Source organism: Candidatus Aquicultor secundus (assembly GCF_002791875.1).
In the GTDB taxonomy this organism is placed as follows: domain Bacteria; phylum Actinomycetota; class Aquicultoria; order Aquicultorales; family Aquicultoraceae; genus Aquicultor_A; species Aquicultor_A secundus.
Genome location: NZ_PFNG01000072.1, coordinates 38485 through 51293 on the forward strand (window position 1 = coordinate 38485; position 12809 = coordinate 51293).

The 12809-nt window shown below is 48.1% G+C and carries 13 protein-coding genes and 1 tRNA gene; 4 read left to right on the forward strand and 10 right to left on the reverse strand.

All coding sequences use genetic code 11. The features are described from left to right. Positions 1-465 precede the first annotated feature (465 nt). Genes COY37_RS02995 through COY37_RS03005 form a run of 3 tightly spaced genes read left to right on the forward strand, consistent with a single transcriptional unit; the run spans position 466 to position 2244 of the window. Entirely contained in the window at positions 466-1719 is a 1254-nt protein-coding gene (locus COY37_RS02995) for a site-specific integrase (RefSeq protein ID WP_286678586.1), read from the forward strand. A 60-nt stretch (positions 1720-1779) separates the two neighbouring features. Next, complete coding sequence (locus COY37_RS03000) at positions 1780-2019, forward strand: type II toxin-antitoxin system HicA family toxin (RefSeq protein WP_286678587.1); 240 nt, start codon at positions 1780-1782, stop codon at positions 2017-2019. Positions 2020-2028: 9 nt separating this feature from the next. After that, positions 2029-2244, forward strand: coding sequence for a type II toxin-antitoxin system HicB family antitoxin (locus COY37_RS03005; RefSeq protein ID WP_286678588.1), 216 nt, complete (start codon positions 2029-2031; stop codon positions 2242-2244). 159 nt (positions 2245-2403) lie between these two features. On the opposite strand, the gene COY37_RS03010 is transcribed toward COY37_RS03005, so the two are convergent. After that, positions 2404-2480 (reverse strand) — tRNA-Glu (locus COY37_RS03010). 425 nt (positions 2481-2905) lie between these two features. On the opposite strand from COY37_RS03010, the gene COY37_RS03015 reads away from it, so the two are divergent. Next, positions 2906-3415 (forward strand): ferritin family protein, encoded by a 510-nt coding sequence (locus tag COY37_RS03015; RefSeq protein WP_286678589.1) that lies wholly within the window; start codon positions 2906-2908, stop codon positions 3413-3415. On the opposite strand, the gene COY37_RS03020 is transcribed toward COY37_RS03015, so the two are convergent. The 9 genes from COY37_RS03020 to COY37_RS03060 all read right to left on the reverse strand — a co-directional run bounded on the left by COY37_RS03020 (position 3381) and on the right by COY37_RS03060 (position 12701). After that, positions 3381-3764 (reverse strand): RNA polymerase sigma factor, encoded by a 384-nt coding sequence (locus COY37_RS03020; protein WP_286678590.1) that lies wholly within the window; start codon positions 3762-3764, stop codon positions 3381-3383. The genes COY37_RS03015 and COY37_RS03020 overlap by 35 nt on opposite strands. Beyond that, complete coding sequence (locus COY37_RS03025) at positions 3694-5316, reverse strand: sensor domain-containing diguanylate cyclase (RefSeq protein WP_286678591.1); 1623 nt, start codon at positions 5314-5316, stop codon at positions 3694-3696. The genes COY37_RS03020 and COY37_RS03025 overlap by 71 nt, the downstream gene beginning before the upstream one ends. Before the next feature lie 151 nt (positions 5317-5467). Further along, positions 5468-6535 (reverse strand): protein-glutamate methylesterase/protein-glutamine glutaminase, encoded by a 1068-nt coding sequence (locus tag COY37_RS03030; protein WP_286678592.1) that lies wholly within the window; start codon positions 6533-6535, stop codon positions 5468-5470. A gap of 41 nt (positions 6536-6576) precedes the next feature. Continuing rightward, the gene (locus COY37_RS03035) at positions 6577-7443 is read right to left on the reverse strand and encodes a CheR family methyltransferase (protein WP_286678593.1); all 867 of its coding nucleotides are present in this window, start codon (positions 7441-7443) and stop codon (positions 6577-6579) included. Positions 7444-7511: 68 nt separating this feature from the next. Then, entirely contained in the window at positions 7512-8000 is a 489-nt protein-coding gene (locus COY37_RS03040; RefSeq protein WP_286678594.1) for a chemotaxis protein CheW, read from the reverse strand. Between the two features lie 58 nt (positions 8001-8058). Beyond that, entirely contained in the window at positions 8059-10194 is a 2136-nt protein-coding gene (locus COY37_RS03045; protein ID WP_286678595.1) for a chemotaxis protein CheA, read from the reverse strand. Between the two features lie 44 nt (positions 10195-10238). Next, positions 10239-10616 (reverse strand): response regulator, encoded by a 378-nt coding sequence (locus COY37_RS03050; RefSeq protein WP_286678596.1) that lies wholly within the window; start codon positions 10614-10616, stop codon positions 10239-10241. 20 nt (positions 10617-10636) lie between these two features. Then, positions 10637-10927 (reverse strand): STAS domain-containing protein, encoded by a 291-nt coding sequence (locus COY37_RS03055; RefSeq protein WP_286678597.1) that lies wholly within the window; start codon positions 10925-10927, stop codon positions 10637-10639. A gap of 25 nt (positions 10928-10952) precedes the next feature. Then, the gene (locus COY37_RS03060) at positions 10953-12701 is read right to left on the reverse strand and encodes a methyl-accepting chemotaxis protein (protein ID WP_286976021.1); all 1749 of its coding nucleotides are present in this window, start codon (positions 12699-12701) and stop codon (positions 10953-10955) included. Positions 12702-12809: the final 108 nt, after the last annotated feature.

Below are 12809 nucleotides of genomic sequence, written 5' to 3' on the forward strand. Positions count from 1 at the left end.
GTTATCGCCTGTTTTTTCAACGAAATTGGCTGCGGTATTTATATTCATAACTCAATTATAGCATGCTAAAAGAGCAGTCTAGCATATAAGATACCAACAAGCGACACCTCGGTATCATTATATAAAACAGAGCTAGAATTTTATATTTTGTTAGTAGGAGTTCGACCCCCGTTGAGGGTTATCACTTTTGGGCATAAAAAAATGCCTTTGTACAGGCATTTCACAAAGGCATAAATTGGTAGCGCGTACGGGGGTCGAACCCGTGATCTCCGCCTTGAGAAGGCGATCTTATACTGAAAAATGGTAAACTCTGATATTGCACCAAGAACAAATATATAGCCTTCTACCTGCTATTATATAATTATTGCTTTTTCCTTCTTGTTCACCTCTTGCCACTGTTTTATAATCAAGTTGCACTTACTGTGCACTTACGACACTTACGCAAGTGAAACCTGAGAGGGTTTTATGCGAGTAGCAATTAATAAACGCTTAGTTGAATCTTTAAAGCCAGCAGATAAACCTTATGAGGTCCGAGACACAAAACTTAAAGGTTTTATCCTTCGTGTCCAACCGTCCGGGGTTATGACTTATATTTGCCAATACGGGCGCGGCAAGAGAATAAATATCGGATACACTAGTGTGCTTACCCCAACGCAGGCAAGAGAACGCGCTAAAGGAATATTGGCCGATGTTGTAAAAGGCATTGATCCGCAAGAGGATAAGCGCAAAACTAAAGCTCATACCCTTGAAAGCTATATCTTAAATGTTTACGAGCCCTGGGTTAAGACTCACCACAAAAACGCAGATGCGACCATTAAGAGACTAAAAGCTAACTTTTTACCTATCCTTGGCAAGGTGAAGCTTGGCGATATCACGGCCTGGAACGTCGAAAAATGGCGCTCTGACAAGATCAAGGCCGGTGCAAAGGCCTCTACAGTCAACAGGGACCTAAACCCACTAAAAGCCGCTCTATCCCGTGCAGCCCAATGGGGATTTATTAACGCCAATCCCCTAACCTCTATCAAGCCTATAAGGGTTGATAGCAAGGCTATCATTAGATACCTAAGCGACAATGAGGAAGAGCGCTTAAGAACCGCGTTAGATAGCCGCGAAGAACGTATAAGGCTTGAGCGCGACAGCGCTAACAATTGGCGAAGAGTGCGCGGCTATAAATTGTTGCCGAATTTGAGAAAACTACCCTTTGCCGATTACCTAAAACCGCTGATTATTCTGGACCTCAACACCGGGCTTAGGCGCGGTGAGCTATTTAACCTAAAATGGAATGATGTTGACCGTGCCATGCTTACCGTTAAGGGCGAGGGCGCGAAGACCGGCCAAACGCGGCACGTCCCATTAAATCAAGAGGCTTATTCCGTACTCTACCAGTGGAAAACGCAAAGCCAGGATAATAAGCTTGTCTTCCCTGGAAAAGGCGGCGGGCGGTTAACCAATGTTAATAATTCGTGGCGTAAACTGCTAAAGGATGCCAATATAACAGATTTCCGATTCCACGATATGAGACACCACTTCGCCAGTCGCTTGGTCATGGCAGGCGTGGATTTAAATACCGTTCGAGAACTCTTAGGCCATGCCGACATTAAAATGACGCTGCGCTATTCGCATCTAAGCCCGCAGGTTAAGCAGGCGGCTGTGGATAAACTGGTAAAGGGCAAGATACGGGAAACGCAAAACCTAAAAAAGACAATGATTACGGTGTAGCGATAAATCCCTTTTCTTTTGATGATGCGGCCCTGGAAAAGTTAAGAGACACCGGCATATATGAAGGAGACCAAAGAGATAATGCCACAATTACGGGATGTTAAAGGCAATGAAGCCATTGCGGCTTTTGAAAGAGCAGGTGCTGTTAAGAGAAAAGGTAAAGGTGACCACGTCAACCTTAAAATGCCAAATGGACAGCTTATTACTATACCAAGCAGTGGTGTTGTAAAGATTGGCTTGCTAAAGAAAGCTATAAAGAAGGCGGGCCTAACAGAGAAAGAGTTTTTGAACCTACTTTAAGGAGTGTTTATGCAGTACACAGTGTTAATCCACAAAGCGGAAGAAGGCGGCTATTGGGTGGAAGTGCCAGCTATAAGCGGCTGTTTTTCCCAGGGAGAAACAGTAGAAGAAGCCCTCAAGAACGTCAAGGAAGCCATTGAACTTCACCTTGAAGTTTTAAAGGAAGAGGGTAAAGAAATCCCAACCGAGGAAGACGTTGTTGGAACCGTAAAAATTGCGGTGTAGCGGGCAAGATAGACAAAATTGGGGAAACACGCAGGATGTACGGATTAGAGATAGGAATAACATGGCATATTTTTGGCCATCAAAATCGCCATGCTGCACTTAGTATGCACTTACGAAAAAAGCCTAGAACTCAAATTTGCTGGTTCTAGGCCTCCGACCTGGTAGCGCGTACGGGGGTCGAACCCGTGATCTCCGCCTTGAGAGGGCGATGTCCTAGGCCACTAGACGAACGCGCCATGATATGATCGTGATATAGAGTTTATATTCCAAAGCCCCCAATCAGGCCTCCAACATAAACTATGGCAGCCTCACGCTGCCGGTTCATATTATACTGAACTAAATCCGCAATGACAAGTACCCTGTCACCACGCGCCGTACCCTGCTCTGTATCCACATTATTCACATGTGAACGCTACCTCCACTTTACGTTTATGATTCTCGTCCTTTTTTGCGCCTCGAGCATCTAGCGCTTTATATACCAGGTATTACTTATGTATTAAGCTATCCTTAACCCTTATGCTTATCACACCATCCAACCTATATATATCCAATTGCACGCCAATCTCACCGAGCAATGCTGAGCATTACAGTACTTTATGTTATGATTACCTGAGCTGTAAAAGATTAAAGCAAGAAATTAAGATACGAGGAGGTCTTTTTTATGATATGGAGATGTAAAGGGTGTGGGATGTTAACGGTCGGGATGAACCCGCCCGAAGATTGTGCGGTCTGCGAGACCAAACCCAAAGAGTTCGTTAAAGTTGATCAAATCGAGAGCGTCCAGGGCACCGAAACCGAAAAGAACTTGCGGAAAGCCTTCTCCGGTGAATCACAAGCGAATCGCCGGTATCTGCTGTTTACCCAGATGGCACGACTTGAGGGTAATAAGGAAGCCGAAGAGATGTTCTTAAATTTCTCTTATGAAGAGACCTGGCATGCGCTCTCACACCTGCTCTATTTACTTGGAGGCGCCACCAAAACACTGGATAACCTGCGAGAATCCATAGAAGGCGAAACCTACGAATCAGAAAAGATGTACAAAGGGTTCTCCCGGAAGGCTAAGGAAGAAGGCCTGGATAATATAGCCCTTATCTTCGATTGGCTCTCCAGAGTAGAGGGCGAGCACGCCCTGTATTTCAAGAAACTCCTGGATAAAATGGAGCAAAGCTAAGGCCTGCCTCTTCAGCGAGTTCCATGTACAGTTTAATAAACCGTCTCCGTGCCCTGAAGACAATCGAGCGAACCGCCGCCACTGTGGTGTCGATTAACATTCTATCCTCAACCTCATCGAGGGCTATTCCAGGATTCGATGGCTGGCAGTTTTTAAACTTCCTGTGAATCTCATCGATATCAAAATCGGCATGGGGCTCGATCTTTAATGCCTTTTGCCTTCTCAGCTCATCAAGACAGAGGTTCGTCGTTACTCTATAAAGCCATGCTTGAAGAGTATTAAACACACATCGTAAAAGGACGGGACTGGTCGTCCCCGCCTTTATTTTTATCCTTATCTTTTTTATCATCTTTTTCCTTGCCTGCATCATAATCGTCGAGGTAGGTGTCGCTATTAAGGTAGTGCTCATCGTCCCAAACCAAGTCGTCATCGCCGTACGCCTCTACCCTATTTCTTCCCTTGCTCTTGGCCCTGTACAGGGCGGAATCCGCGGTTTTTATGAGGCCTTCCTTCGAGATCGAGTCATAGGGATAGGTCGCCAGCCCGATTGAGACGGTTAATCTACCCGACGGTTGCTCGTGCGCACCAGGGATTGATGCTTGCTCGACTTCTTTACATATACGCTCGGCGACAACCCGAGCGCTGGCCTTATCGGTATCGGGCAAGATTACGCTCATTTCTTCTCCGCCATAGCGAAATACGAAGTCGACATCACGCACCGCACTAACGATGACTTTGGCGACTGCACGGAGCGCCTCATCGCCTTGCTGGTGGCCGTTTTTATCGTTGAAATGCTTGAAATGGTCGATATCGATCATGGCAAAGGAGAGCTTATCTTGCAGGCGTCTAGCACGGTTTATTTCGTGGTCGAGTCTGCTATACAGTTTCCGGTAATTCCAAAGATCGGTTAATGGGTCGACAAGGCTCATATATTCCGTCTTCTTGTGCAGTTTGTCCACTTCCCGACCGATCCACAGCCAGCCCGCAATCGCGACGAGCAGCAGGGGAATAAACACCGCAAAATGATTGACAAGCTGTCCCTTTACCTGGTCTTGAATATACCGGGTATCAACACCGGCCCTGGTAAACCATGGCACTTTGGTGGTCGATGCAAAACCGTAAACCCTGGTAATTTCATCGGGACCTGTTACCTTGTCCACGCCCTCAGTTTTCCCTGCCATCGCTTTTACGATTGCATGCTGCGAGAGATCGCGACCGCTATATTTACCGTATTCCTTACTCCTTGCGATAACCATGCCGTCTTTGTTAACGACACCCACTACCGTATGCTCGGAGCCGTTAAGCTGGATAAGCCTGCCCTGGATCTTCCTAAGGTCAAACGAAGTCGAAACAAATCCAACCTTCTTGTCGGCATAGTTAAATACCGGGTACGTAACATTTATGACCGGCTTTCCGGTCGGCATGTAACGCATAAAATCCCCAACCGAAACATCGTTGGATACAACGGCCTTCTTGAAGAAATCAGCATTACGCACATTCGTTGTTACGCTGTTGGCCTCTCCTGGGTCCAACACCGCCGATGCACGGATATTGCCGTTCAGATCGATGAAAGTAAGGCTCCTGTAATAGGGATAGCTCGGGATGATTTTTTTGAACCATGCGTTAACAGCCGGGTAATTCTGCGTGCGGACATCCTTGCTATTGGCGATCGGGATTAAGAACTCGCCGGTCGAGGTGATATAATCATCGATCTCATGCGCAACGTTTTTAGCGAGCAGAAGACTTTCGGCTTGTGCCTGCTTTTCCAGGGTCTCGTTGATGCTAAGCGCCTTATATATTGAGAAAGCGATAAACGGTAGAATCATTACCAGCAGGAGAATAAACAACCGCTCTTTTAATGAAAAAAACTGCTTCACATTATCGTCTAAATTAGCTAACACGCAATTACCCCTCTGATATGCACAATATTGGATTACATATCGGCATTATCCTGCGGTTTATTTACATGCAGCGAGACTCCAGCTATAGCCTCCGGCAGTATCCGACCACCAAAAACACAGGGTGTTAACTGCCGACCGGGCGGTCGTTAGATTAGCCCGCAGCCTTTAATTGCTGCATGATAAGACCGGGCATCGCGTCAATCCTGGCGACCTTATCAACCGCGCCTTTTTCTATCGCCGACTTGGGCATTCCGAATACGACGCAAGATTCTTTACTTTGCGCGATATTAAACGCCCCGGCCTCTTTCATCTCGAGCATGCCTTGGGCGCCATCGCTGCCCATTCCGGTTAATATCACGCCGATCGCCTTATCCCCGGCCGAGTGTGCGGCGGATCGGAACAAGACATCTACCGACGGCTTATGACGGTTTACGGGGGGGCCGTCTTTTACCTCGACATAGAAACCACGGGGATCGCGCTGAAGCAGCATGTGCTTGCCGCCGGGGGCTATAAGCACGGTTCCCCGTTCGACTCTGTCGCCGTTTTCGGCCTCTTTTACGGCAAGATTTACCAGCCCATTTATTCTTTCGGCATAAGCCCTGGTGAAGTTGGGGGGCATGTGCTGTACGATGACTATGCCGGGGGAATCCGGCGGCAGGATTCTTAACAAATCGCTAATGGCGACCGTGCCCCCGGTTGAGGCCCCCAATACAATAATGTTCTCGGCCGCTTTACCGCCGACTGCTGCTTGTTTCTTGATTACCTCATCGACTGAATAGCGTGGGGGAGCGGCAAGCTTGGTCGGCTTAGCGCGCACATTCGCCCTTGCGGCGCCTTTTACTTTTGTGAGGATCTCTTCCTCTATCGTCTCAATGCTCTCGGAGATATTAGTCTTTGGCTTTGTGATAAAATCAACCGCACCAAGCTCTAAGGCGCGTAAGGTTTCGGAGGCATTACGGTCGGTATGCGAGCTAAGCATAATTACAGGAACCGGGTGGGTCTGCATTATCTTTTCTAGAAACGTTATGCCGTCCATCCCCGACATCTCGACATCCAGCGTAATGACATCCGGCTTGAACTTTAGTATTTTTCTCTCGGCGAATATCGGGTCGCTGGCAACCTCGACCGCTTCTATATCACGGTCGCGTTCCAAAATCTCTTTTACCAATTGCCGGATAACCGCCGAATCATCAACAACCAATACTTTAATATTAGCCACGAGTTCTCCTCTAATTACCGGTAACGATCTAACAAAGGCCGTTAACTAATTTTACGATACAGGCTGTTGCCCAACAGTTTAAACTTGGTCTCGCAGCCAACCGGCGACTCGGAGTGCCCGAGAAACAAGTACCCACCCTCTTTCAAGGCGTTATAAAATTGGTTAATAACCTTTATTTTGGTCTCCTCATCGAAGTATATAATAACGTTTCGGCAAAAGATGATATCAAATCGGCGCTTTGTCGGTAAGCTATCATACACCAGATTGTGCCTGCGAAAAACGACCATGTCTTTGAGGGCGCCCTTGGCCATAAACAATCCCTCGTTTTCACCGACGCCCTTCTTAAAATAGGTTCGCAGGTATTCATTAGGTATCGGCGAAACAATTTGATCTTTATAGATACCCGCTTTGGATTTATCAAGCATTTCCGTATCGAGATCGGTGGCCAGTAGCTTAACATTCCAGCCGGGCTTGCTCTTGAAAAACTCTTTTAGAGTGATGGCTATCGTGTATGGCTCTTCGCCCGACGAGCAGCCCGCGCTCCAAACCCGCACCTTTAGCTTGCCCTGCCGCCTGCCTTCCTCGTATATCTGAGGCAAAGCGGTCTTCTGCATGAAATCGAAATGGTGGCTTTCGCGGTAGAAATCCGTCTTGTTTGTGGTCATACGGTTGATCAGGTGATCGATCTCGTCGCGGCCTTTGCTACCCTCGGTGATATATCTATAGTAACCGGCAAAGCTTGTCAGGCCCAAGGTACGCAGGCGCTTTGAGAGCCTGGATACAACGAGCATTTTTTTATGGTCGGATAAATTGATGCCTGTCAGCTCTTTAACAAGGCTTCTCAGGAGTTCGAACTCCGTGTCGCTGATTCTATATTCCGTTTCTACGCGCAGTCCCATGTAGTCCATCCGGTTGCCCTAGTCACACTTAAATAAAGGCCCCGAAAGATAACTCCCAGGGCCTTATTGCTTCTTCGTTACGCCGCACTCAACATACCGATCTCGCCCTCTGAGAGGACACGGTCGATATCAAGGAGAATGATGAGCGTATCACCTTTCCTCCCCATGCCGCTGATGAACTCAACCTTAACCCCGCTCGAGAAATCCGGGGTGGGCTGCATCTCATCCTCTTTAAGGGTAATCACATCTGAAACCGCATCGACTATCACGCCGATGACCTTTTCCTTTACCTCAAGGATGGCGATCACGGTATAGGTGTCATATTCTCTTTCTTGCATGGCAAATTTAAGCCGCAAGTCTATGACCGGCACTACGGAGCCCCGTAAGTTGATGACCCCTTTTACAAACGATGGCATATTTGGGATCTTCGTAAAACCGGGGTATCCGATGATCTCCTGCACTTTGAGAATTGCAATCCCGTACTCCTCATCACCGAGAGTGAATGTTACAAACTGATTTGCTGTTGCTGTTGAGATGGCCTCATTTACCTGTTCAAGCTTGCTCATTTATAACAATCTCCTTTTAAAACTCTTCGAAATCATCATTTTGGTCTTGATGTTTTAATTACGCAGCTTCGCTTCCGCGATGTCCAAAGTCGAGCTGCGACGAACTAAACGCCATTTTCTCTAAGCCATGGATGTCAAGGATTAGAGATACCGTCCCGTCTCCAAGGATGGTCGCACCTGAGGCCCCGTCTACCTGGTGGAAGTTCTTCTCCAGGCTCTTAATGACCGCCTGCTGTTGTCCAAGCATGTCGTCGACCAAAACGCCAAATCTGCGCTGCCCGCTCTCGACGATAACAACTAGCGCTTCAGAGGGGTCTGTTTTGTCTGTTTCAATACCGAACACACTATGCAGGCGAACGAGGGGCAGATACTCACCCCGGGCGTCGATTACTTCGCCCTCACCCTGCACCGTCTTCACCGCTTCTTTTGTCGGGCGGATCGACTCAACAATGGAGAGCAGAGGAATTGTTATGATCTCCTCGCCGACTTTAACGTTCATGCCATCGATAATCGCAAGCGTTAAAGGAAGCCGTATCTTAAATGTGGTGCCCTTGCCGACCTCGGAGATGACCTCGATAGTCCCGCGAAGCTCATCGATATTCTGCTTAACGACATCAAGGCCGACGCCCCGACCTGAAACCTCGGTGACCTGCTTTGCGGTTGAAAACCCCGGCATAAATAGGAACTGGTAAAGGGCCTTCTCGTTAGGGGTATCATCATTTCTTATAAAGCCTTTCTCTATGGCTTTCTTGAGGACCGATTTATGATCGATGCCTTGACCATCATCGGCTATCTCAATAATAATCTCGCCTTCCTGTTGGTATGCACAAAGCTTAACGGTGGCTTCCTCCGCTTTCCCCGCATTAACACGCTCTTCGGGTAACTCGACACCGTGGTCGATTGCATTCCTTATAAGATGCTTGAGCGGATCGCTTAGCTGCTCAACAACGTTTTTATCAAGCTCTGTCTCGGTGCCTGACAGTTCAAGGCGGATTAGTTTATGCTGATCGTTTGCAAGGTCTCTGATAACCCGGTGAAAGCGGCTGAAAAGCCCCTCAACCGGCACCATGCGCACACGCATGACCTGTTCTTGTAAATCACGGCTGATTCTCTCCAGGCTTTCTATCGCACCCTGAGCGGATCGCTTATTGCCGGGAAGCATACTGCACTGTTGCTGGTTTACGCGGGCGACGGCGATAACCATCTCGCCTACGAGGTTAACAAGCTTATCCAACTTGTCCGTATCAACCCTGATGGTTGAGGCTTTTTTAATTTCGCGGCTTTTAAGCTGCTTCTCCAAAGCGCTCCGCACATCATGCTCCGAGACTTTACCGCGTTGAACCAGCAACTCTCCGATTTTTTGCTGGGATGATAGAACTTCTTCGATATCCTTTTTTGACACAAGTCCTTTATCCGTCAGGATTTCTCCGAGCTTCATATCGGCAACCCTAAGATCAACGCCGTCTTTAAAAAAGCGCGTGACATCTTCGATCGCTATCTGGCTACTATCCTGGACGAAAACAAAGACGTTCTCAACCTTAGATTGCAGCTCTCGCGTCCTTATTACCAGGTGCCAGCGCAGATAGAGTTTATAGATGTCGAGTGAATGGAAATCGGGGGTGTCTTGTGTAGTTACTTCAAGCTCAACGATTTCTCCCATATCCTGTAGCTCACGAAGGAGCATCAGGGGATCGGTACCGGTTTCGAGGATAGTTTCGGGCAATGCCAGCTCAATCTCAAAGTACGCATACTTGCTCTCCTCCCGGTTCTCGGGAACCTCTTTCTCTGTGATTGATTCCTGCACCGAAGCTGCCGGTAGAAACCGGCGAAGCATAGTAAGGACAAACTGCATTTCGCGTTCGTCGATGTCTCCCCCGCCTTCAGACGCGACCCTGATCATTTCCTTCAACAGGTCGACAGCCCTCAGCAGTACGCTGACCAGGTCGTTTGTTACAACAAGCTTGTGGTCTCTGACCAGGTCGAGGACACTTTCCATCGAGTGCGTGAAATCTGAAAGTGCGGTTAGCCCAACGACGCCGGCGCTTCCCTTAATAGTATGGGCTGCTCTAAATATGCGGTTGATAAGCTCATCGTCCTCACCGGAATCTTCAAGAGAAACCAGATCGATTTCCAGGTCTTGGAGTAACTCTGTTGCTTCGGTTATAAACGTTTCCATCAAACTACTTTGATCCATGCTAATCTCCCTCCGGCGAGGCAATTAGCCCAGCCGTTAACGTGTCAACGTACGAATTTTTTAACTACACCTATAAGCTGATCGTTGCTGAAGGGCTTTACAAGCCATCCGGCCGCGCCTGCGCCTTTGCCCTCCGTCTTTTTGGAGTCCTGCGACTCGGTGGTCAGAATGAGTACCGGGATAAACTTAAAGGAAGGCATTTGCTTGGCTTCTCTAATAAAGGTAATCCCATCCATGTTCGGCATATTGATATCCGATATGATCAACGAGACCTGACCGCCTCGCGTCTGAAGCTCTTGCAGCTTACGCAATGCGTCTCTTCCATCAACCGCCTCTTCAACAGCATAGCCGGCCTCTGAAAGAGAGAACTTCACCGACGCTCTAAGAGTGGCGGAGTCGTCAACGATTAAAACGCTTCCCATACATTTCACCTCAAACCTATTTATGCCGCCCTGAACAGCTTCGTGAGACCCGATAAGCCCAGGACCTCCCGTATCGAGCTGCCGGCGATTAAATCAACATTTCTATTGATCTCTATTAACGACTTCTTAAACGCTATAAGAACTTGAAGCGCCGCCGTATCGATTTCAGTAACGCCTCTCAAATCAAGAACCGAGCAATTGCCGTCGTTAAACAGCTTTGCCAGTTCTTTATAAAAATCCTCGATCGAGCTGATCAAAAGCGCCCCTGAAACCACCGCTTCTCCACCCTGTCCAATCTCTATCTGGAACATATCTTCAAGCCCTCCCGGTTTTGGTTTAGAAAAGGATGAGATCCCCTTCCTGGTTTCCATCCTCAATTGCAATATCGTATAGCCCTTCAGCTATTCGCTTGTGTGCTAACACTGTAAATTTATCCACAATACCTTTCAGCCTGTCATCGCGGAGTTGCCAATCGGTTATATCTGCGGCCTGCCGAATTGATGCTTTTGCTTTTTCGGCCATCCCGGCAAGCTCTTTCAAGTTATGCCGCAGATTTTTATTCTCTTCAACCAACTTGTTTATCTGATCGAGGCCTGACAGAGATGCCGAAACCAGCTCCGATAACCGGGACATTTCTGTGCATACTGACGCAAATGTCTTTTTGACCTGCTCTTTCGCCCTATGGAAGTTACTCAACAGGTCATCAACATCCATAGCGATCGACTCCAGGTTTGTCTCGATATCTTTTTTATGGTCTCTCATAGAGGCAACCATCGCAGTTAGAAATTGGTGATCGGCGATTATGCCTTTGTGGGACTCCTTCATCTCGGTAGAGATATACTCGGCAAGCCCCTCTACCCGCTGGGACAGCTCACCGTCTTTAGAGAGACCCACGCTTCGCGCAACCTCAATCTTGATCGGGATGTTGATTTGGTGGAAGTTTGTAAACTTCTTTAACTGTTTGAACTGCTGTTCGAGTACTCCAAGCATCTGCTCGAGGCTGACTGCGGTCGACCATAGCTCTTCCCAACTGTTTGCGGTGTTTTGCATCATGACGGCAGTCTGCATGATGACATCCTCGACCCCCTTAAAGGCCTCATCTATTCCATGCATGGAAGCTTCATCCGGGGAAGCCGCGACTTCTGCGTCGCTTTCACATGTCGTGACGCCCTGAATCAGGGAGTTTACCGCAGCAAACCCTTCTTTTAATTCTTGTACCGACTCTTCGAGCCGCGTGTCGATGTCATCTACTAACTGGATACACAGCAGCGGAACGTTTTCCTGGAACTCGATTGCATCAAGCACCTGCTCTGCCGTGACGCCTGCAAGGGATGCTTCATTTAATACCGCGCCCACTTCCGCAGAGGCTTCTTCCAGCGAGAGGCGCACGTGGTCCGTGCACTGCCGCAAAATATCCTGGATTTGCAAGTTATTCATGATTTCTGAGATGGGTTGCCCGGAATCTTTGACTGCGTTTGTAACCCGGCTGAGCTGTTCCACAAGCCCCCGGATACTATCCTTTAGATTTTTGTATTTCCACGAGAGGTTCACGCTGGTTTCTTCAGCATCTGCTTTGCAAGATTTAGCCTGGCTTTCACTTATCTCCTGGAAAAGGCTATATGTTTGAGCCAGGCTGTCAGAGTTCTTAACAATCTCATCTATTAGTGAGATAGCGGAGTTCGCCATCTTTTTTAGCTCGGCTGTTATCGGATTGAGAGCCCGGCCCGCATCTCCTGCTTTAATAGCCACGATAGCCGCGTTGAGTGAAAGCATTTCCATCTCTGCAGAGAAATCCCTGATGCTTTCGATAGAAGCCTTGATATCATCAATGCGCTTCATCATCTCGCTCATCTGCAAAAACGCGTCGCCCTGTTCGTCGGCTACCTTGACGAGGAAGTTTGCCGCCCAACTTAGTTTACCCAGGTCGCTCTGAGCTTCGTCCGCGTCAGAAGCAAGCAGTCCGCTTTCTTTGCCGAAATAGTCAAGTAAGTAGACCGCCTCGCCTTCCACACTGTGAAAGCTCTGGTTGATGTCGGGCAGCTTTTCTCCTATCGCTAAATAGACCTTTTCTGTTAGGCCCTGCAAGTTGTTAAGGCTTGCGACAATCGAGGCAACAACGATTTTTGAAGCGCCCCGGGTATAATGGAGGCAACTAAGCTACCAAAGGAGAGTTATGCCAACGCCAAACAAATA

Bases quoted from the DNA above. Each gene is read 5' to 3' on its own strand.
- COY37_RS02995 (WP_286678586.1), top strand. From the start codon at position 466: ATGCGAGTAGCAATTAATAAACGCTTAGTTGAATCTTTAAAGCCAGCA.
- COY37_RS03000 (WP_286678587.1), top strand. From the start codon at position 1,780: ATGAAGGAGACCAAAGAGATAATGCCACAATTACGGGATGTTAAAGGC.
- COY37_RS03005 (WP_286678588.1), top strand. From the start codon at position 2,029: ATGCAGTACACAGTGTTAATCCACAAAGCGGAAGAAGGCGGCTATTGG.
- COY37_RS03015 (WP_286678589.1), top strand. From the start codon at position 2,906: ATGATATGGAGATGTAAAGGGTGTGGGATGTTAACGGTCGGGATGAAC.
- COY37_RS03020 (WP_286678590.1), bottom strand. From the start codon at position 3,764: ATGATAAAAAAGATAAGGATAAAAATAAAGGCGGGGACGACCAGTCCC.
- COY37_RS03035 (WP_286678593.1), bottom strand. From the start codon at position 7,443: ATGGACTACATGGGACTGCGCGTAGAAACGGAATATAGAATCAGCGAC.
- COY37_RS03040 (WP_286678594.1), bottom strand. From the start codon at position 8,000: ATGAGCAAGCTTGAACAGGTAAATGAGGCCATCTCAACAGCAACAGCA.
- COY37_RS03045 (WP_286678595.1), bottom strand. From the start codon at position 10,194: ATGGATCAAAGTAGTTTGATGGAAACGTTTATAACCGAAGCAACAGAG.
- COY37_RS03050 (WP_286678596.1), bottom strand. From the start codon at position 10,616: ATGGGAAGCGTTTTAATCGTTGACGACTCCGCCACTCTTAGAGCGTCG.
- COY37_RS03055 (WP_286678597.1), bottom strand. From the start codon at position 10,927: ATGTTCCAGATAGAGATTGGACAGGGTGGAGAAGCGGTGGTTTCAGGG.